This is a genomic window from Nocardioides bruguierae (assembly GCF_023554635.1).
In the GTDB taxonomy this organism is placed as follows: Bacteria; Actinomycetota; Actinomycetes; order Propionibacteriales; family Nocardioidaceae; genus Nocardioides; species Nocardioides bruguierae.
In genome coordinates this window covers 25,609-43,569 of sequence record NZ_JAMJPH010000013.1, presented here as the reverse complement: position 1 = coordinate 43,569, position 17,961 = coordinate 25,609, and the positions used below count along the sequence as shown (strand labels likewise).

Below are 17,961 nucleotides of genomic sequence, written 5' to 3'. Positions count from 1 at the left end.
CCCCCCCCCGCCCGGCCGGCCGTCGTGCCACGGCCGGACCAGGTGTTGCGATGGCTCCCCGTCGTGCCGGCGGGGAGGTGTGCGGTGCAGGGGCGCTAGACGCGCACCACCTGCGGCCCGAGCGCGGCGTACCTCTGCGTCTCGCTCGAGCTGAGGCCGGTGTCGGTCACCAGGGCCTCGAAATCCGTGATGCGGGCGAACCGGCAGAAGCTCGAGACGCCGAACTTCTTGCTGGTGCCGATGAAGACCCGGCGGCGCGAGCGCTGGACCACCAGGCTCTTGACGGCCGCGACGGCCGGGTCGGGCGTGGTCAGCCCGTGCTCGCGGCTGACCCCGTTGGCCCCCAGGAAGGCCAGGTCGATGACCAGGCCGTCGAGCATCTGGGTGGCCCAGTGGTCGACGGTCGCCATGGTGCGCGAGCGCACCCGACCGCCGAGAAGCAGCACGGTGACCTCGGCCTGCTTGGCGAGGGCGTGCGCGGTGAGCAGGGACGAGGTGACCACCGTGATCGGGGAGTCGGGCACGAGCGCCTCGGCGACGAACTGGGGCGTGACGCCCTCGTCGACGTAGACGGTCTCGGCGCCCTGGAGCCGCTCCGCCGCGGCCGCGGCGATCCGGCGCTTCTCGATCACCTGGGAGGTGGCCCGCTGGACGACGTCGGTCTCGTAGCCGGCGCTCTCCACGGGGTAGGCCCCACCGTGCACTCGCTGCACCACGCCGCGGTCGGCGAGGTGGCGCAGGTCGCGGCGGATGGTCTCCGGCGCGACGTCGAGCTCGGTGGCGAGGACGGCGACGTCGACGCGGCCCTCGGCACGGGCGCGGGCCAGGATCTCCCGCTGTCGTGTCACTGCCTCGTGCATGGTCACCTCCCCGGCTCGTCCGGTCCCCCCGGACCGCTCTGCGACCGATCACGCCCGGACGGTCATCCGGGCCTCGTGATCGGCGTCACTGCCCGAGAAGTATGCGCCGTGACCTGGGCCACAGACCAGTCCGAGAGCGGGGATGGGCGTGCCCGAGTGGTGCCTGGTTGAAACACACGCTGCCGCTGCTGAGCGTGAAGAGCCGGTACAGACCTCACCCGATTCTCAGGCTCGCGGGCCCGACGACGCCCGTTCGGTCATCTGCGCCGTGGCCGGGATCGGGCGCGACCGGGGGCCGGCACGCCCGGTCGGACCCCGATCGGGCACACCTGTCGGTCAACGTGACCGACGCCCAGGCTCAGGCCTCGCCGTCGACCAGCAGGACGTGCAGGGTGCGGGGGCCGTGGACGCCCTCGACGCGGTCGAGCTCGATGTCGCTGGTGGCGGACGGGCCGCTGATCCAGGTGAGCGGCTGCCCGGCGCCTACCGCCCCCGCGAGCCGGGCAACGGCCTCGGGGACGTCGGGCACGACCTGGTCGGTGCGCACGACGCACACGTGCCGGTCGGGCACGAGGCTGAGCGCCCGACGGCCCTGGCCGGCGGTGTGGTCGAGCACGATCGTGCCCGTCTCGGCGATGCCCACGGCCGAGAGCGTCACGACCGCGTCGCAGCCGTCCAGCTCGGCCGCGCCGAGCAGTCCCTCGTCCTCCGTGACCGGCACGGGCAGGGCGGCGGCCAGCTCGACCGGCAGCCCGGCGGGCACGAGCACCTTCTGGCCGGGTGCGAAGAGCCCCTCCAGGTGCGCGGGCAGGTCGGCAGCGGAGACCCGCTCGACGACGGCCTTGTAGTCCACGACCCGCTCGACGAACACGTCGAGCACGTGGGCCTCCTCGGCGCCGGTGAGCGCGGAGGTCACCGGCGGCACGACCGGCTCGGGCGTCGGGGTGACGTCGGCGAGCGCACTGCGCACGCGCCCCAGGATGGCCTCGCGGGCGGCGCTCATCGCCCCTCCCCCTTCGTCTCGGTGCCGGTCGAGGTGCCGGTCGAGGTGCCGGTCGTGGTGCCGCCGTCCGTGCGTGCCCACCACTCGCGGAAGGACTCGGCGGGCGGGGCGGGCAGGTCGCGGGCACCCGTCCAGGCGACAGCCGGGCCCGCGAGGCGGCCGGCGGTCGGGCGGCCGCCGGGGTAGGACGACTTCGAGAGCCGCGCGAGCACCCTGCCGGAAAGGCCGGAGGCCTTCTCCACCAGGCCCAGCCGCGAGGCGTCGCTGAACGCCCAGGCCGCACCCTTCATGGCGATGGCCTCGGCCTTGGGCGGGAAGTCCCCGCGGTGGCCGTCCACCACCTTGGTGCGCAGGTGGACGAGCACCTCGGGGATGTCGATGCGCACGGGGCATGCCTCGAAGCAGGCCCCGCACAGCGAGGACGCGTAGGGCAGCGAGTCGTTCTGCTCGTCTCCTTGCCCCTTGAGCAGCGGGTTGAGGATCGCGCCGATCGGGCCGGGGTAGACCGAGCCGTAGGCGTGGCCGCCGGCGCGCTCGTAGACCGGGCAGACGTTGAGGCACGCCGAGCAGCGGATGCAGCGCAGCGCCTGGCGGCCGACCTGGTCGGCCAGCGCGTTGGTGCGGCCGTTGTCGAGGAGCACGACGTGCACCTCCTGCGGGCCGTCACCAGGAGTGATGCCGGACCAGGTGGAGGTGTAGGGGTTCATCCGCTCGCCGGTCGAGGAGCGCGGCAGCAGCCGCAGCAGCGGGTCGAGCTCGGCGAAGGTGGGCACGACCTTCTCGATGCCGACGACGCTGACGAGGACGTCGGGCAGCGTGAGGCACATGCGACCGTTGCCCTCGGACTCGACGACGACCAGCGTGCCGGTGTCGGCGACGGCGAAGTTGGCGCCGGAGACGCCGACCTTGGCGCGCAGGAACTTCTCGCGCAGGTGCTCGCGGGCGGCACCGGCCAGCACGGCGGGCTCGTCGGTGAGGTCGGCCGGCGCGGGGCGTCCGACGTCCTTCATCCGGCGCAGGAAGATCTCGCGGACCTCCGCGCGGTTGCGGTGGATGGCGGGGACGAGGATGTGGCTGGGCAGGTCGTCGGCGAGCTGGACGATGAGCTCGGCGAGGTCGGTCTCCCAGGCGGCGATGCCCTCGGCCTCGAGCGCCTCGTTGAGGCCGATCTCCTGGGTGACCATCGACTTGACCTTCACGACCTCGTCGGCCGCGTGCTGCTTGGCCACGGCCGCCACGATCGCGTTCGCCTCGGCGGCGTCGCGGGCCCAGTGGACGGTCGCGCCCGCCCTCGTCAGCGACTCCTCGAGCTGCACCAGGTGGGTGCCCAGGTCGTCGAGCGCGCGCTGCTTGACGGCGGCGCCGGCCAGGCGCAGGTCCTCCCAGCCGCCGGGGGCGCCGGCGGCGTGACTGGCCTCGACCTCCTCGACGAGCCGGGCGCGCTTGCCGCGGATGACGCCGGTGGCGTGCGCCAGGTTGTGCCGCAGCTGGGTGTCGCCGAGCGCGGCGCGGGCCGCGGTCGGGAAGGCCGGCATGCCGACGAAGGTGCCGCTCATGCGCTCACCCCGTCCTCGCTCGGAACGCCTGCGGGGGCGTCCTCCGTGCTGGCCAGGATCTCCGCCAGGTGCATGACGCGGACGCCGGCCTGCTGGCGCGAGAGCGTGCCGCCGATGTGCATGAGGCAGGAGTTGTCGCCCGCGACCAGCACCTCGGCGCCGGTCTCGCGGACGTGACGTGCCTTGTCGGAGCCCATGGCCACCGAGGTGTCGCTGTTCTTCACCGCGAAGGTGCCGCCGAAGCCGCAGCACTCCTCGGCACCGGGCAGCTCGCGCAGGCGCAGCCCGCGCACGTTCTCCAGCAGCTGCTTCGGGCGGTCACCGACGCCCAGCATCCGCAGCGAGTGGCAGGTCGGGTGGTAGGTCACGGTGTGCGGGAAGTAGGCGCCCACGTCGGTGACGCCCAGGACGTCGACGAGGAACTCGGAGAGCTCGTACGTCTTGGGGGACGTCTCGGCTACCGCCGCCTGGAGCGCCGGGTCGCCCGAGCGCTCGGCGACCATCCCGTGCTGGTGCCGGGCGCAGCCGGCGCACGAGCCCGACGGCGTGATGATCGCGTCGTAGCCGGCGAAGGCCTCGGTGAACGTGCGGACCACCGGCACCGCCTCGTCCAGGTAGCCGGTGTTGACCATCGGCTGCGAGCAGCAGGTCTGCGAGGCCGGGAACTCCACGTCCACCCCCAGCCGGCGCAGGAGCCGGACGACGGCCTTCCCGGTGTCCGGGAACATCGCGTCGTTGATGCACGTGACCATGAGGGCGACCCGCACGGCACTCCTCTCCTCGGGGCCGCACCCGGGAGCCCCGGGGCGGCCGACGCGTCCACCGTACGCGCGTTGAAACGTTACAAGCCTGGCTGCGACCCTAGGTGAGCGCGGTCACACGGTCAAGTGGTCGTCCGCACCGCGCGCGGCCAGCAGGTCGGCGTCGAGCCGGTAGAAGTCGGCGGCCGTGCCGGCCAGCACCCGGGTCACCTCCGCGGGGTCGAGCAGCCGACCCAGCACCTCGACCAGCCCCTCCACCACGCGGTCGTAGCCGCCGGCGGCCACCGAGATGGGCCAGTCGCCCCCGTACATCAGCCGGGTGGGGCCGAAGACCTCCACCGCCCGCTCGACGAAGGGCAGCACCGAGTCCGGCGTCCACGAGGCCATGTCGGCGCCCGGGTACAGCCCGGAGACCTTCGCGTGCACCGTCGGGTGCGAGGCCACCTCGCCGATCAGCGACCACCACGGCTCGACCTCGCCCTGGCCGATCGGCGGCTTGGCCAGGTGGTCCACGACGATCCGCAGGTCCGGGTGGCGCTCGAGGACGCCGGCCACGTGCTCCAGGTGCTGGGGCAGCACGGCGACGAGGTCGAACGGCACCCCGGCCGCGGCCAGCACCCCCAGCCCCTCGTCGACGTCCGGGCGCAGCAGCCAGTCCGGGTCCGGCTGGTCGTGGATCAGGTTGCGCACCCCCACCACCCGGCGGTCGCGGCGCAGGCTCGCCAGCCTGGCCTCGGCCTCGGCGGGCCGCTCCAGCGGCACGTAGGCGACGATCCCCACGACCTCCGGGTGCCGGTCTGCCACCTCGAGCATGAGGTCGGTGTCGGCGTCGCTGTCGTCGGACTGCACCATCACCGTCGCGCCCACCCCGTGCCGGGCCAGCGCCGGCGCCAGCTCCTCGAAGGTGAAGGTGCGGTTCCACTGGGGCACGTGCGGGCCCAGCCAGGGGTAGGGCGCGCGGGTCAGGTCCCAGACGTGCTGGTGGGCGTCGATGATCACCGGGTGCTCCCTGCTGTCGGTGCGGGCCTCAGACGGCGGCGGGCCGCGGGTGCTGCGTGGCCCAGTAGCTGCCGTCGGGGTAGGAGTAGGCGGCCACGGACGCGGCGTGCATCTGTGCGCTGTAGCCCGGCTGCGAGGGCAGCACGTAGGCACCGTCGCGCACGACGCACGGGTCCGTGAAGTGCTCGTGCAGGTGGTCCACGAACTCGGTCACCCTGTCCTCCAGCGTGCCGGAGACCGCCACGTAGTCGAAGACCGAGAGGTGCTGCACCAGCTCGCACAGGCCCACGCCGCCGGCGTGCGGGCACACCGGCACGTCGAACTTCTTGGCCATCAGGTACACCGCGAGGATCTCGTTGATGCTGGCCAGGCGGGCCGAGTCGAGCTGGCAGAAGTCGAGCGCCCCGGCCTGGAACATCTGCTTGAACAGCACCCGGTTCATGCCGTGCTCGCCGGTGGCGACGCCGATCGGGGCGACCGCCCGGCGGATGGCGGCGTGCCCCAGCACGTCGTCGGGGCTGGTCGGCTCCTCGATCCACAGCGGGTCGAACTGCGCGAGCTCCTTGACCCAGTCGATCGCCTGCGGCACGTCCCAGACCTGGTTGGCGTCGATCATCAGGTGCACGTCGGGGCCGATCACCTCGCGGGCGATCGAGCAGCGGCGCACGTCGTCGGCGAGGTCGGCGCCGACCTTGAGCTTCACGTGGCTGTAGCCGGCGTCCACGGCCTCGCGGCACAGGCGGGCGAGCTTCTCGTCGGAGTAGCCGAGCCAGCCGGCGGAGGTGGTGTAGCAGGGGTAGCCGGAGGCCTCGAGGTCGGCGATCCGCTGCGCCCGGGTCGGCTCCATCTCGGCGAGCAGCGCGACCGCCTCGTCCTTGGTGAGGGCGTCGGAGAGGTAGCTCATGTCGGCGACCTCGACCAGCGCCTCGGGGCTCATGTCGGCCAGCAGCCGCCACAGCGGCTTGCCGGCGCGGCGGGCCGCGAGGTCCCACACGGCGTTCATCACCGCGGCCAGCGCGAGGTGCTCCACCCCCTTGTCGGGGCCGAGCCAGCGCATCTGACTGTCGGACTTCAGGTCGCGGTAGGTGCCGCCGAGGTCGTCGCAGACGGCGGCGACGTCGCGGCCCACCAGCGGCTCGGAGCGGCGGGCCGCGGCCAGCGTGCACACGTCGTTGCCGCGGCCGATGGTGAACGTGAAGCCGTAGCCCGCCAGGTCGGGGTCGTCGGTGCGGACGACGACGTAGGTGGCCGAGTAGTCGCCGTCCTTGTTCATCGCGTCCGAGCCGTCCAGGGACAGCGAGGTCGGGAACCGGACGTCGTGGGTCTCGACGGCGGTGATGCGGGTCATGGCTGCTCCTCGGGGGTCCCGGCGGTGGCCGGGGCGTGGGTGGGACGGTGCATGAGGTGGGGCAGGGGGTGGGTCGTGGGGTGGTTCGTGGAGTCGGGCGTGCGGTCCAGCAGGCCGGCGGCGACGAGGGCGTCCCACAGCGCGGCCGGCACGGGGGCGGTGGCGCGGCGGGCGGCCTCGCGCACCTGGTCGGGGCCGCCCGCGCCGAGCACCACGGACGCGACGGCCGGGTGGGCCGCGGCGAAGGCGATCGCGGCCTCGGGCAGCGTGGTGCCGTGGGCCTCGCAGACGTCGGCGAGGGTGTGCACCCGGGCCAGCAGCGCGGCGGGGGCGGGCAGGTAGTCGTAGGTCGCGTCCGGGGCGGGGCGGGGACGGGCCAGCAGGCCGGAGTTCCAGACGCCGGCGAGCACGACGCCGACCCCGCGGTCGGCCGCCGCGTCCAGGAGGTCCCAGGACTGCTCGAGCAGCGTGTGCCGGCCCGCGCACATGACGAGGTCGACGTCGTGGTCGGTGACCAGCGTGGTGAGCGGCTCGGCCAGGTTCATCCCGGCTCCCACGGCGCCGACGAGGCCGGCGTCCCGCAGCTCCAGCAGGGCGGGCAGGCCCTCGTCGCGGGCCTGCTCCCAGTGGTCCTCGGGGTCGTGCAGGTAGACGACGTCGACCCGGTCGAGGCCGAGCCGCTCGAGGCTCTGCTCCAGGCTCGCGCGGACGCCGGCGGCGCTGTAGTCGCGCACGCGCCGGTGGTCGGCGGGCACGTCGAAGCCCTCGTCGTCGCGGCGTGCGGCGCCGGCCGGGTCCGGCACGAGCAGCCGGCCGACCTTGGTCGAGACCACGACCTCGGAGCGCGGGTGCTGCGCCAGGAAGGCGCCGAGCCGGCGCTCGGAGAGGCCCAGGCCGTAGTGCGGGGCGGTGTCGAAGTAGCGGACGCCGGCGGCCCAGGCGGCCTCCAGCCCGGCCCGGGCCGTGTCGTCGTCGGTGGCCCGGTAGAGGTTGCCCAGCTGCGCCCCGCCCAGGCCCCACGGGCTCGTGACGAGCGGGGTCAGGCCACGCCAGCGGGGCGCGGTGCCGGCGGTCGTCACCGGGCACCGCCCGCGACCGTGGTGGCCGGCGCGTCCGCGGGGCGGTGGCCGGCCACGAGTGCCGCGACGGCCGTGTGCGCGGCCGCGAGGGCCGGCTCGACCGGCTCTCCGCGCCACACGACCGCGTCGACCAGGTCGCTGAGCACGTCGACGACCTGCGGCAGTGCCGCCAGCCGCGGCAGCGGCCGGGAGGTGGCGTGGGCGGCCTCGAAGAGCGCGTGCTCGGGGCGGGTCGCCAGCACGTCGGGGTGCGACCAGGTGCTGCGTCGGGCGCCGGAGGCCCCGGCCCGGGTGGTGGCCAGGTCCATCTCCGCGCTCGCGGCGTGCCGCACGTGGGCCCAGGCGCGGTCGGGGTCGGTGCAGGTGGTGGTGACGGCGGTGGCCCAGAACGCGTTGACGGTGGTGGTCGGGGTGCCGTCGTCCGCGGTGGGCGCGAGCCCCACCGAGAACGGCACGTCGCCGGCCAGGGCGGCGTAGCCGGCCCAGTTCACCGCCACGCCCACGCGGCCCTCGCCGAAGGCGGTGCCGCTGCCGTTGGAGTCCAGGTCGTGGGCGTCGGCGGGCACGAGCGTGGTCGCGACCTCGCGCAGGAAGCGGAGGGTGGCGCGGGTGGCCGCGGAGTCCAGCAGCACGCCGCCGTCCTCGTCGACGAGGTCGCCGCCGTGGCGCCACAGGTGGAGCACGAGGTCGTAGACGTTGTTGTGGCCGTCGGGCGCGCCGGCCAGCACCGTGCCGGCGGTGCCGGCCCCGTGCAGCCGGGCGGCGGTGGCGAGCAGCTCGCCCCAGGTGGCGGGCGGCTGCGCGAGGTCGGTGCGGGTGAAGGTCAGCTGCGGGCCGTCGTGGAACGGCACGCCCACCACGTCCGTGCCCCAGGTGACGCCGGCGTGGAAGGACGGCGACCAGGCCGTGGGCCAGCCCTCGGGCGGGGCCGTCTCGAGCCACGGCGTCAGCGGGCGCACGCGGCCGGCGGCGGCGAGCGCCGGCAGCCAGTCGGCGGGCACGACGAGCAGGTCGGCCTCCGGCGCCGCGGGCCCCAGGACGGCGGCCTGCAGCTCGGGCAGCCCGAGCCAGCGGGCCGTCACCGCACCGGCGGGGCTGTCGGCGGCGTGCGCGTCGACGGCGCGGCGGAAGCCGTCGAAGTCGCGGCCGAGCAGCCGCAGCGCGCTCACGCGGCCCCCCGCTTGTTCACCAGGTAGAGGTGGGTCAGCACCAGCACGGTCTCGCCGCGCTGGTTGGTGACGGTGACCTTCTCGTGCAGGTAGCCGTGGGTCTCGGGGCGCTTGCGGTGGTCGGCCTTGTCGACGATCTCGGCGCGCACGGTGATGGTGTCGCCGATGAAGACGGGTCCGATGAACCGGATGCCGTCGTAGCCGTAGGACATCGACTGCGGGTTGATGTCGCCGGCGGTCATCCCCACGGCGACCGAGAGGATCAGCGTGCCGTGGGCGATCCGCTGCCCGGCGGGCTGCGTGGCCATCCACGCGGCGTCCATGTGGTGCGGGAAGAAGTCGCCGGTCTGGCCGGCGTGCAGCACGATGTCGGCCTCGGTGATGGTGCGGCCCACCGAGGTGCGGCTCTCGCCGATCTCGTGGTCCTCGAACCAGCGGTCGCGGGTGATCACGTGGTCCCTCCCTCGGGGGTCTCGTCCGGCACCAGCAGCCGCGCCGCGGCCTCGCCGGCCCGGCGCAGCAGGGTGGCGTCGTCCAGCTCGCCGCGCAGGGTCGCGGTGACCCACGGCGAGACGGTGTCCTGGAGCTCGATGAAGCCCGCGGTGCGCGGGCGCACCCACGCCTGCTCGAGCGTGCGGCGGGTGCCGCGGAAGAAGTCCCAGGAGTCGGCGTTGAGCCGGTCGTCGTCCCAGGCCGGGGCGTAGCCGGGCTGCCCGCCGGCGTCGTAGTAGACGCCCGCCTGCACCTGCGGGGAGGCGACCCACAGGGCGTAGGCGCGGGCCGCGTCGGGGTCGCTCGCGCGGGCGGAGACGGCCACGCCGGCGCCGCCCAGCTGCGACCCGGCGACGCCGCGGGGGCCGGCCGGGATGTCCTCGTAGCGCAGCCGGTGCGGGCGGAAGCCGGGGCGGCCGTAGTTGGTGTAGCCGTAGGCCAGCGGCGCGTAGGCCCAGCGGGGGTCGGCGTCGGGGCGGCCGCCGGAGAGCGCCTCGGCGACCTCGATCGGGTTGGCCTCCAGGCACCACCCCGGCACCCGCTCGGCCAGCCGGTGCAGCAGGTCGAGCACGGGGGCCGCGTCCTCGTCGTCGAGGAAGGTGCCCGGGGTGGCCCCCACGGGCGTCCCCCGGTTGGCGGCCAGGGTGCACAGGCTCGACCAGGCGTCGATCGGCTTGGCCGGCCAGAGCACGCGGCCCTCGGCGGCGAGGTCGAGCACCTCGTCCCAGCCCTCGGGTCGGTCCGCGAGCAGGTCGGGGCGCCGCACCGCGACCTGCGCCGCGGAGTCGGTGGCCAGGCCGTACTGGTGCCCGCCGTGGGCGTAGGAGGCGTGCCCGGCGCCGACGGAGGTGCCGGCCAGCGCTGCCAGCGCCTCGTCGTGCCCGTGGCCGTCCAGCGGGGCGAGCAGCCCGTGCGCGGCCGCCAGCGGCACGTGCGGGTGGTCGATCACCAGCAGGTCGTAGCGGGCGGTGAGGTCGTCGAGCGGGGCGTCGGCGAACGCCTGGAGGGAGCGCTGCTCCCAGACCACGCGGACGCCGGTGAGCCGCTCGTACGCGGCGGCGGCCGCGACCTGGCAGTCGAAGCCGCGGGGGTGCTCCCAGGTGATGCCGCGCAGGGTGGTGGTGGCCGGGCGGGCGGAGGTGGCCTCGGCCCCGGCGGTGGTGCTGGTGGTGGTGCCGGTGGTGGACGTGGTCATCGCGCCACCGCCCCGTCCCCCGCGGTCCGCGCCACCGGGTCGAGGCCGGTGAGGAGCGCGTCGTGCTCACCCAGCCGCGGGGCGGGCCGGGGGTCGCGCAGCACGCGACCGTCGACCCGGATGGGGCTGCGCGTGGTGGTCAGCTCCAGGCCCTCCCGGGCGACCTGCTGGGTCATGGCGATGGCGGCGAAGCCGGGGTGCTCGACCAGCTCGTCGAGGGTGAGCACCGGGGCGCACCACACGTCCTCGGCGTCCAGGACGGCGAGCCAGTGGTCCCGGGTGCTCGTGCGCAGCCGCTCGGTGATGAGCTGCTCGATCTCCTCCTGGCGCTCCCACCAGGCGCTGGGGTCGCTCATCGAGACCAGCGCCGGGAGGTCGAGCAGGCGGCCGATCGTCGGCACCGGGTTCATCGCCAGCGCCAGCCAGCCGTCGCTGGTCGGGTAGATGCCGTAGGGCGCGGGCAGGAACGCGTGCGCGGAGCGCGGTCCCTTGCGCTCGACCGCGATGCTCGGGTCGTTGAGCCGGGTGGTGAGCAGCTCGAACTGGAGGTCGACCAGCGCCTCGAGCAGGCTCGTCTGCACCAGGCCGCCGCGGCCGGTGCGGAACCGACGCACCAGCAGCGCGGTGATGCCCTGGGCCAGGTGGCAGGAGGCCAGGTGGTCGGCGACCGCGAGGCCCACCGGCACCGGCGGGTCGCCGGCGGAGCCGTTGAGCCAGGGCAGGCCGGCGATGGACTGCGCCAGCAGGTCCTGCCCCGGCCGGGAGGCGAACGGGCCGGTGTCGCCGTAGCCCGAGACCGAGCCGTAGACGAGGCTCGGGTTGAGCGCGGCGACCGACGCCGGGTCCAGGCCGAGCCGCTCGACGACGCCGGGGCGGAAGTTCTGGATCAGCACGTCGGCCTCGGCCACCAGGGCGCGGACGCGGGCCAGGTCGGCCGGGTCCTTGAGGTCGGCGGTCACCGACTCCTTGCCGCGGTTCATCGCGTGGAACGACATCGAGTCGCCCTCGATCGTGCGGCCGGCGAAGGCCAGCGCGCGGCCGGCGTCCCCGACCCCGGGTCGCTCGACCTTGATCACCCGGGCCCCGAGGTCGGCCAGGCGCAGGGCGGCCACCGGCCCGGCGAGGAACTGGGACAGGTCGAGCACGGTGACGCCCTCGAGCGGGAGCGGCAGGGGCTCGCCGTGCGCGTCCACGTCCTGCGCGCTCACGAGCCCGCTCCCGTCCCCGAGGCCTGCACGGCCCGGGCCCGCAGGTGGGTGACGCCGCCGTCGACCTCGAGCGCGGTGCCGGTGGTGGAGCCCGCGCGCGGGCTGGCCAGGTAGACCACCGCGTGCGCGACCTCGGCCGGGGTGACCATGCGGCCGGTCGCCTGGCGGGCGTCGAGCGCGGCCTTCTCCTTCTCCGGGTCGGGGAAGCGGGAGAGCATCCGGTCCACGAAGCCGGTGTGCACCGTGCCCGGGGAGACGGCGTTGACGCGGACGCCCTCGTGGACGTGGTCGGTGGCCATCGCGTAGGTCAGGGAGAGCACCGCGCCCTTGGAGGCGTTGTAGAGCACCCGCTGCGGCAGGCCGTTCAGCGCGCCGATCGAGCAGAGGTTCACGATCGCCGGGCTGGCCGAGCGGCGCAGGTGGGGCAGGGCGGCGGCGCTGGCCCGGGCCATGCCCACGACGTTGACGTCGAGGACGCGGTGCCAGTCCTCGTCCTTCAGGTCCTCGACGGTGCCGACCGCCGAGATGCCCGCGTTGTTGACCAGCAGGTCGAGGCCGCCCATCTCCTCCGCGGCGGCGTCGACGGCGTCGGTGACCGAGGCGCGGTCGCGCACGTCGCAGGCCAGGGCACGGACGCCGTCCGGCGCGGCGCTGGGGTCGAGGTCGAGCGCGAGCACCGTGGCGCCCGCGGCCGCGAAGGCCTCGACGATCGCCAGGCCGATGCCGTTGCTGCCGCCGGTGACGACGGCGCGCAGGCCGGCCAGCTCGCCGGCGGTCCCGGGGGTGCTGTCGGGGGCGCTCATCACGCCTGCCCGAAGGTCTGGCGGGCCTGGCCGAGGCCGGTGATCTCCAGCTCGACGACGTCCCCGGCACGCAGGTACGGGTTGCCCTCGATGCCGAGCGCGACACCGGCCGGGGTGCCGGTGTTGATCACGTCCCCCGGCTCCAGGACCATGAACTGCGAGAGGTACCAGAGCACGTGGTCGACCGAGAAGATCATGTCCGCCGTCGTCCCGTCCTGCCGCTTCGCGCCGTTCACCGACAGGCTCAGCCGCAGGTCCTGCGGGTCCACCACCTCCTCCGCCGTCACCAGCCACGGCCCCAGCGGGTTGAACGTCTCGCACGACTTGCCCTTGTCCCACTGCCCACCACGCTCGAGCTGGAACTCCCGCTCGGAGACGTCGTGGGACAGCACGTAGCCGGCCACGCACGCGCGGGCGTCCGCGGGCGAGTCCAGGTAGCGGGCCGTGGCGCCGATGACGACGCCGAGCTCGACCTCCCAGTCGGTCTTCGTCGACCCCCGGGGCACCAGCACCTCGTCGAACGGGCCGACCACCGTCGAGGGGTCCTTCATGAACACCACCGGCTCCGCCGGGATCGCCATGCCGCCCTCGGCCGCGTGGTCGGCGTAGTTCAGGCCGATGCACACCACCTTGCCCGGACGGGCCAGCGGCGCCCCGACCCGCAGGTCCTCCGCGCCCTCCAGCGGGGTCAGTGTCCCGGCCGCCAGCGCGGCCGCGACACGCTCGACCCCGCCCGCGGCCAGGAAGGCCGGGCCGGTGTCGGCCACGCCGAGCTCCGCGAGCACGGGACGCAGGTCCAGGTGGGTGCCGTCGACGAGCACGGTCGGGATCTCGGCACCTCGGGTACCGAGGCGGGCGAGCTTCATGGTGGTTCCTTTCCGCGGTGCGGGATGGGTGGATCAGGGGGGTGCGGGTGCGGGCTTGTCGGAGGTGGTCTCAGGCGTCGTAGGACGGCGGGGTGCCGCCCGCGTCGATGCAGCGGTGGGCCGCGTCCACCACGGCCGAGGTGTGCCACACGTCCTCGACGGAGGTGGGGAGGGTCTCCAGGGAGCCCTCGAGGTGGCGCAGCAGCACGCCCATGGAGCCGGCGAAGGCGTCGGGGAACCACGAGCCGCTGAAGGGCACCGGGTGCCAGCCCTCGCGCTCGGTGCCGCGGTCGGCGTCGAGGGTGACCTCGAGCAGGTCGGGCCCGCCGCGCGGGTAGTCCAGGAGCAGGCCCATCTGGGCACGGACGGCACCGCCGGTGCCCTCCCACTTGATCCACGACTCCTCGTGGGCGGGGCCGAAGTCGTGGTCGTGGTTGGTGCCCACGACGGCCCGCACGGCCCGGTCGGCGTAGTGCAGGTTGATCGCCGAGCGGCAGTTGGCGTGCGACTTCTCCGGGTGGCGCACCGAGGTGGCGGTGACCCCGGTCGGGTCGCCCAGGAACGAGCGGACCAGGTCGAGGTAGTGGATCGAGTGCATGTTGATCTCGAGCCGCGGCAGGTCCAGGACGTAGGGGAACATCTCCCACGGCGTGCGGACGCCGACCCGGACCTCGAGGTCGTAGAGCTCGCCGATGGCGCCGGAGGCGATCAGCGCCCGGGCGGCCGCCACGTAGGGGGCGAACCGCAGCTGGGTGTTGACCGCCGCGACGAGGTGCTTGCGTCGGCAGACCTCGAGGATCTCCCGGCCCTGGGCCAGGTCGTTGCCCAGCGGCTTCTGGAGCAGCACGGCCGCGCCGTCGGGCAGCTGCTCGAGCACCCCGACGTGCGCCTCGGGCGGCAGCGCGACGTCGAAGACCGCGCCCGCGGGGGCCGCGGCCACCGCCTCGGCGGCGCTGCCGTGCACGTCGCGGATCCCGTGCTCGGCCGCCAGGGCACGGGCCCGGTCCAGGTCGAGGTCGGTGAGCGAGGCGACGGGGTAGCCGGCGGCGGTGTAGGCGGGCAGGTGGGCGTCGCGCACGATGCCGCCGGCGCCGATCACCACGATCGGGCGCGGGTCCTTGGGCGGCTCCAGCGTGTAGCCCGGGTGCGGGTGCAGCTCGGGCAGGTCGGGCCGGGTCGCCGGGTCGAGGGACGTCATCCCTTCACCGCGCCCACGGTCTCGCCGCGGATGAGGTACTTCTGCGCGCCCAGGAAGACGGCCAGCAGCGGCAGCATCGAGAGGAACGTGGCCAGCGCCAGCTGCGGCATGTAGAGCTTCACGTCGAGGCCCGCCGCCACGGTCGGGTTGAACAGCGGGCTGGCGCCGATGAGCTCCTGGAGGCCGATGGAGACGGTCTTGTTCTGCTGGTTGGAGGAGAGCAGCGCCAGCGGCAGGAAGAAGTTGGTCCAGTTGGCGACGAAGGCGAAGAAGCCCACGAGGACGACGGCCTGCTTGCTGATCGGCACCGCGATCCGGGTGAAGATCGCGATCTCGTGCAGCCCGTCGATGCGTGCGGCCTCGACCAGCTCGGGCGGCATCGTCGTCATGTAGTGGATGTAGGAGAGGTAGACGCCGAAGGGGAAGAAGCCCATCAGCACCAGCACCGGCCACAGCTGGCCGACGGCGCCGATGGCGCTGACCTCGAGGAAGATCGGGATGACCAGCACCGTGTTGGGCATGACCATCGCGACGAGGGTGATCAGCAGCAGCACCCGGCGGAACCGGAACCGCAGCCGGGCCATGGCGTAGCCCGCCGGCAGCGCCGCGAAGGCGGCCAGCAGGGCGCCGCCGCCGGCGACGATGAGGGAGTTGAGCATCCACCGGGTGAAGAGCCCGCCGTCGCCGGGGCCGAAGCCGTTGACCTGGCTCCAGCTGTAGACCGCGTTGTCCCACGAGACCCCGGCCAGGCCGAGGAAGCCGCCGGTGCCGGCCTCGACGCCCTCGGTGGAGCGGAAGGCCATCGCGACGAAGCCGACGATGGGGAAGACGAAGGCGCTGGCGACCAGCAGCATCGTGACGACGCGGGCGAGCCGACCCACCGACCAGCCGCTCGGGCGGGACGCGGCGGGCACGTCGGACCGGGACCCCTGCCCCGACGGGCGCTGGGCCTGCGTGGTGCTCATGCGTGCTCCTTCTCGCCGAACAGGCCGCTGCGGAACACGATGACCAGGCCGATCGCCATGGTGATGACCACCAGGATCAGGCTCATCGCGGCCGCGGCCGGGAAGTTGTAGTTGCTGAACGCGAACGCGTAGCCGAGCTGGGTCGGCGTCCACTGGTCGTCGATGGCGTTCGAGCTCACCTGGTCGAGCAGCTGGGGCTCGAGGAAGAGCTGGAAGCCGTAGGCGAGGTTCATCAGCGCGGCGTAGCCGATCCAGGGCCGGATGATCGGCAGCTTCACGTGCCAGGCCAGCTGCCAGGCGTTCGCGCCGTCGAGGGAGGCGGCCTCGAGGGTCTCCTCGGAGATGCCGTTGAGGCCGCCGTTGACCACGACGATCCAGGAGCCGACGCCCTGGAAGAACATCATCGCCGTGAGGATGAACGGCAGGTGCCCGGGCGAGGCGACGGCCTGCTTGATGGTCTCGATGCCGAGCGCGTGCCAGAAGCCCTCCACCGGCGACTGGCTGGGGTTGAGCAGGTAGACCCACAGCACGAAGTTCGCGACGCCGGCCAGGGCGCCGGGGATGAAGTAGAGGAACCGCATCGAGGCGCCGAACCGGCCCGGGCTGGCGTGGATCAGCAGCGCCAGGCCGACGATGCCGATCATCATGATCGGCAGCCACACGATCAGCACCGCGAAGATGTTGAGGAAGGTGTCGAGGAACCGGTAGTCGCTCACGACGGTCCGGAAGGAGTCCAGGCCACCGAAGCCGGTGTCCGGCTCCAGGGGCGTCGGCGCCTTCTGCAGCGAGGTCACCAGGGCGTAGCCGATGGGGACGAGGCCGGCCACCAGGAGCAGGACGAGGTAGGGAGCCAGCAGCGCCCAGGCACCGCGCGTCTCGGCGCCGTTGTATCGCCGGGCCCTCCCCCGGGTCGGGGGCGACGGGCTGTCGGCCACCTCGGCGGCGGGCCGTTCGGTGGTGAGGCCGGTGGTCATCACGTGCTCCTCTGCTGGCGGGCTGGTCCGGTGCGTCGGGGTCGGGCACCAGGGTGCTGCGGCCGGGGGCGGGAGCGCGGGGCGCCCCCGTGGGTCACTCGACCGTGTAGCCCATGGCGCCGGCCTGGTTCAGCAGCTCCTCGCCGAAGGAGGACCAGGCGGCGTCCACGCTCTGCCCGTCGACGAGGGCGGGGGTCATGGTCTCCGTCCACACGCCACCGGTGTTGTAGAGCATGTAGGCGTGGTCGGGCTGGACGTAGGAGATCGCGGCCTTCATGGCGTCGAAGGTGGTCTCGTTGTCGGCGAAGTAGCCGCTCTGGGACTGCTTGTCGGCCCAGGCGTCCTGCACGGGCCCGTAGGCGGGCAGGCCGGTGGAGAGCTCCACCTGCCAGGCCGGGTCGGTGGCCACGAACTCCGCGAACAGGAGCGTGTTCTCCAGCTGGGTGCCGGTGATGTGGCTGCTCACGCCCCACAGGCCGCCGCCCTCGTTGCCGGTGGCGGGGGTGGACTCGCCCTCCCAGGGCAGCGGCTCGACCGCGGTCATCTGGCCGGCCGGGATCTCCCAGGTCTGGTTGAACAGGTAGTCGCCCCACCAGGCCGCACCGGGGCTCATCACCAGGTCCTTGCCGACGCTGGCGGCGTCGGCGTCGAAGATGCCCAGGCTGGAGACGGCGTCGCCGTCGACCAGGGTGGTGAGGAGGTCCTTGGCCCGCTGGCAGGTCGGGTCGTCGAGGTCGATGTGAACGGTCGTCTCGTCCTGGCGATCGTTCGTGGGGCAGCCCGAGGCCCAGAGGTAGCGGTCGGGGGCGTAGGCGTCACCGAGGAAGCCGGAGATCTTGCCGGGGTGCTCCTCGGCGATCTGCACGGCGAGGTCGCCGTACTCCTCCCACGTGGTGGGCACCTCGTAGCCGTTGTTCTCGAAGAACGTGGCGTTGTACCAGAAGACGTCGGGGGCGGCGTCGTTGCGCAGGCAGCGGATCGCGTCGTCGATGTTGCAGGGCGCGATCACCGCCGGGTCGTAGCCGTCGATCACGTCGGGCAGCAGGTCGGTGAGGTCCGCGGCGTAGTCGATCTGGGCGCCGGTGGCCCAGGCGATGTCGTCGTTGGACGGGAAGAAGATCGCGTCCGGCCAGCCCTTGCCGGCCTGGTTGAACTGGGCGAACTGCTGCTGGAGCGTCTTGCCGCCGACGGTGCCGTCGATCTGGTTGATCGTCACGTCGATCTCGGGGTGGGCCTCCACGAAGGCCTCGGCTGCGGGGACCCGGGGCGGGTCGACCCAGACCGTGATGGGGCCGCCGGAGTCCGTCTGCTCGGAGTCGGCGCTGTCGGCGTCGGAGCCGCAGGCGGCGAGGGCCGTGGCCGCTGCCACGGCGAGCGCGGCGGCCGCGGCACGCCGCGTGGCACGGCGGGCGCTGGGTGAGTTCATTCCAGGTGCTCCTTCGATGGCCTTGTGGCGGCACACGTCTTCGGGTGGGCCGGCGTGAT

The 17,961-nt window shown here is 73.8% G+C and carries 17 protein-coding genes; all 17 read right to left on the bottom strand.

Features of this window, described 5'->3' with window-relative positions:
• Positions 1-95 precede the first annotated feature (95 nt).
• The 17 genes from M8316_RS08820 to M8316_RS08740 all read right to left on the bottom strand — a co-directional run bounded on the left by M8316_RS08820 (position 96) and on the right by M8316_RS08740 (position 17,902).
• Positions 96-860, bottom strand: coding sequence for a DeoR/GlpR family DNA-binding transcription regulator (locus M8316_RS08820; RefSeq protein WP_250053820.1), 765 nt, complete (start codon positions 858-860; stop codon positions 96-98).
• Between the two features lie 358 nt (positions 861-1,218).
• Entirely contained in the window at positions 1,219-1,863 is a 645-nt protein-coding gene (locus M8316_RS08815; protein WP_250053818.1) for a LutC/YkgG family protein, read from the bottom strand.
• Complete coding sequence (locus tag M8316_RS08810; protein WP_250053816.1) at positions 1,860-3,419, bottom strand: lactate utilization protein B; 1,560 nt, start codon at positions 3,417-3,419, stop codon at positions 1,860-1,862. The genes M8316_RS08815 and M8316_RS08810 overlap by 4 nt, the downstream gene beginning before the upstream one ends.
• The gene (locus M8316_RS08805; protein ID WP_372490572.1) at positions 3,416-4,186 is read right to left on the bottom strand and encodes a (Fe-S)-binding protein; all 771 of its coding nucleotides are present in this window, start codon (positions 4,184-4,186) and stop codon (positions 3,416-3,418) included. Before M8316_RS08805 ends, M8316_RS08810 begins: the two co-directional genes overlap by 4 nt.
• Positions 4,187-4,294: 108 nt before the next feature.
• Positions 4,295-5,179, bottom strand: coding sequence for an amidohydrolase family protein (locus M8316_RS08800; RefSeq protein ID WP_250053814.1), 885 nt, complete (start codon positions 5,177-5,179; stop codon positions 4,295-4,297).
• Between the two features lie 28 nt (positions 5,180-5,207).
• On the bottom strand, positions 5,208-6,527 hold the full coding sequence (locus tag M8316_RS08795) for an L-fuconate dehydratase (RefSeq protein ID WP_250053812.1): 1,320 nt from the start codon (positions 6,525-6,527) through the stop codon (positions 5,208-5,210).
• The gene (locus M8316_RS08790) at positions 6,524-7,606 is read right to left on the bottom strand and encodes an aldo/keto reductase (protein ID WP_250053810.1); all 1,083 of its coding nucleotides are present in this window, start codon (positions 7,604-7,606) and stop codon (positions 6,524-6,526) included. Before M8316_RS08790 ends, M8316_RS08795 begins: the two co-directional genes overlap by 4 nt.
• Entirely contained in the window at positions 7,603-8,775 is a 1,173-nt protein-coding gene (locus M8316_RS08785; RefSeq protein ID WP_250053808.1) for an ABC transporter substrate-binding protein, read from the bottom strand. Before M8316_RS08785 ends, M8316_RS08790 begins: the two co-directional genes overlap by 4 nt.
• Positions 8,772-9,227 (bottom strand): MaoC family dehydratase, encoded by a 456-nt coding sequence (locus M8316_RS08780; RefSeq protein WP_250053806.1) that lies wholly within the window; start codon positions 9,225-9,227, stop codon positions 8,772-8,774. Before M8316_RS08780 ends, M8316_RS08785 begins: the two co-directional genes overlap by 4 nt.
• Positions 9,224-10,462, bottom strand: coding sequence for an extracellular solute-binding protein (locus M8316_RS08775; protein ID WP_250053804.1), 1,239 nt, complete (start codon positions 10,460-10,462; stop codon positions 9,224-9,226). The genes M8316_RS08780 and M8316_RS08775 overlap by 4 nt, the downstream gene beginning before the upstream one ends.
• Entirely contained in the window at positions 10,459-11,670 is a 1,212-nt protein-coding gene (locus M8316_RS08770; RefSeq protein ID WP_250053802.1) for a CaiB/BaiF CoA transferase family protein, read from the bottom strand. The genes M8316_RS08775 and M8316_RS08770 overlap by 4 nt, the downstream gene beginning before the upstream one ends.
• Positions 11,667-12,473 (bottom strand): SDR family NAD(P)-dependent oxidoreductase, encoded by an 807-nt coding sequence (locus tag M8316_RS08765; protein ID WP_250053800.1) that lies wholly within the window; start codon positions 12,471-12,473, stop codon positions 11,667-11,669. The genes M8316_RS08770 and M8316_RS08765 overlap by 4 nt, the downstream gene beginning before the upstream one ends.
• The gene (locus M8316_RS08760) at positions 12,473-13,339 is read right to left on the bottom strand and encodes a fumarylacetoacetate hydrolase family protein (RefSeq protein WP_250053798.1); all 867 of its coding nucleotides are present in this window, start codon (positions 13,337-13,339) and stop codon (positions 12,473-12,475) included. The genes M8316_RS08765 and M8316_RS08760 overlap by 1 nt, the downstream gene beginning before the upstream one ends.
• Positions 13,340-13,409: 70 nt before the next feature.
• The gene (locus M8316_RS08755) at positions 13,410-14,537 is read right to left on the bottom strand and encodes a Gfo/Idh/MocA family protein (protein ID WP_250053797.1); all 1,128 of its coding nucleotides are present in this window, start codon (positions 14,535-14,537) and stop codon (positions 13,410-13,412) included.
• Positions 14,534-15,502 (bottom strand): carbohydrate ABC transporter permease, encoded by a 969-nt coding sequence (locus M8316_RS08750; RefSeq protein ID WP_250053795.1) that lies wholly within the window; start codon positions 15,500-15,502, stop codon positions 14,534-14,536. Before M8316_RS08750 ends, M8316_RS08755 begins: the two co-directional genes overlap by 4 nt.
• Positions 15,499-16,476: a carbohydrate ABC transporter permease gene (locus tag M8316_RS08745; RefSeq protein ID WP_250053794.1), complete on the bottom strand. Its 978-nt coding sequence runs from the start codon at positions 16,474-16,476 to the stop codon at positions 15,499-15,501. The genes M8316_RS08750 and M8316_RS08745 overlap by 4 nt, the downstream gene beginning before the upstream one ends.
• A 94-nt stretch (positions 16,477-16,570) precedes the next feature.
• Positions 16,571-17,902 (bottom strand): ABC transporter substrate-binding protein, encoded by a 1,332-nt coding sequence (locus tag M8316_RS08740; protein WP_250053792.1) that lies wholly within the window; start codon positions 17,900-17,902, stop codon positions 16,571-16,573.
• Positions 17,903-17,961: the final 59 nt, after the last annotated feature.

Excerpts from the sequence above, each read along its gene's own strand:
- M8316_RS08820 (WP_250053820.1), bottom strand. The coding sequence starts at position 860 with ATGCACGAGGCAGTGACACGACAGCGGGAGATCCTGGCCCGCGCCCGT.
- M8316_RS08815 (WP_250053818.1), bottom strand. The coding sequence starts at position 1,863 with ATGAGCGCCGCCCGCGAGGCCATCCTGGGGCGCGTGCGCAGTGCGCTC.
- M8316_RS08810 (WP_250053816.1), bottom strand. The coding sequence starts at position 3,419 with ATGAGCGGCACCTTCGTCGGCATGCCGGCCTTCCCGACCGCGGCCCGC.
- M8316_RS08795 (WP_250053812.1), bottom strand. The coding sequence starts at position 6,527 with ATGACCCGCATCACCGCCGTCGAGACCCACGACGTCCGGTTCCCGACC.
- M8316_RS08775 (WP_250053804.1), bottom strand. The coding sequence starts at position 10,462 with ATGACCACGTCCACCACCGGCACCACCACCAGCACCACCGCCGGGGCC.
- M8316_RS08765 (WP_250053800.1), bottom strand. The coding sequence starts at position 12,473 with ATGAGCGCCCCCGACAGCACCCCCGGGACCGCCGGCGAGCTGGCCGGC.
- M8316_RS08760 (WP_250053798.1), bottom strand. The coding sequence starts at position 13,339 with ATGAAGCTCGCCCGCCTCGGTACCCGAGGTGCCGAGATCCCGACCGTG.
- M8316_RS08755 (WP_250053797.1), bottom strand. The coding sequence starts at position 14,537 with ATGACGTCCCTCGACCCGGCGACCCGGCCCGACCTGCCCGAGCTGCAC.
- M8316_RS08750 (WP_250053795.1), bottom strand. The coding sequence starts at position 15,502 with ATGAGCACCACGCAGGCCCAGCGCCCGTCGGGGCAGGGGTCCCGGTCC.
- M8316_RS08745 (WP_250053794.1), bottom strand. The coding sequence starts at position 16,476 with ATGACCACCGGCCTCACCACCGAACGGCCCGCCGCCGAGGTGGCCGAC.
- M8316_RS08740 (WP_250053792.1), bottom strand. The coding sequence starts at position 17,902 with ATGAACTCACCCAGCGCCCGCCGTGCCACGCGGCGTGCCGCGGCCGCC.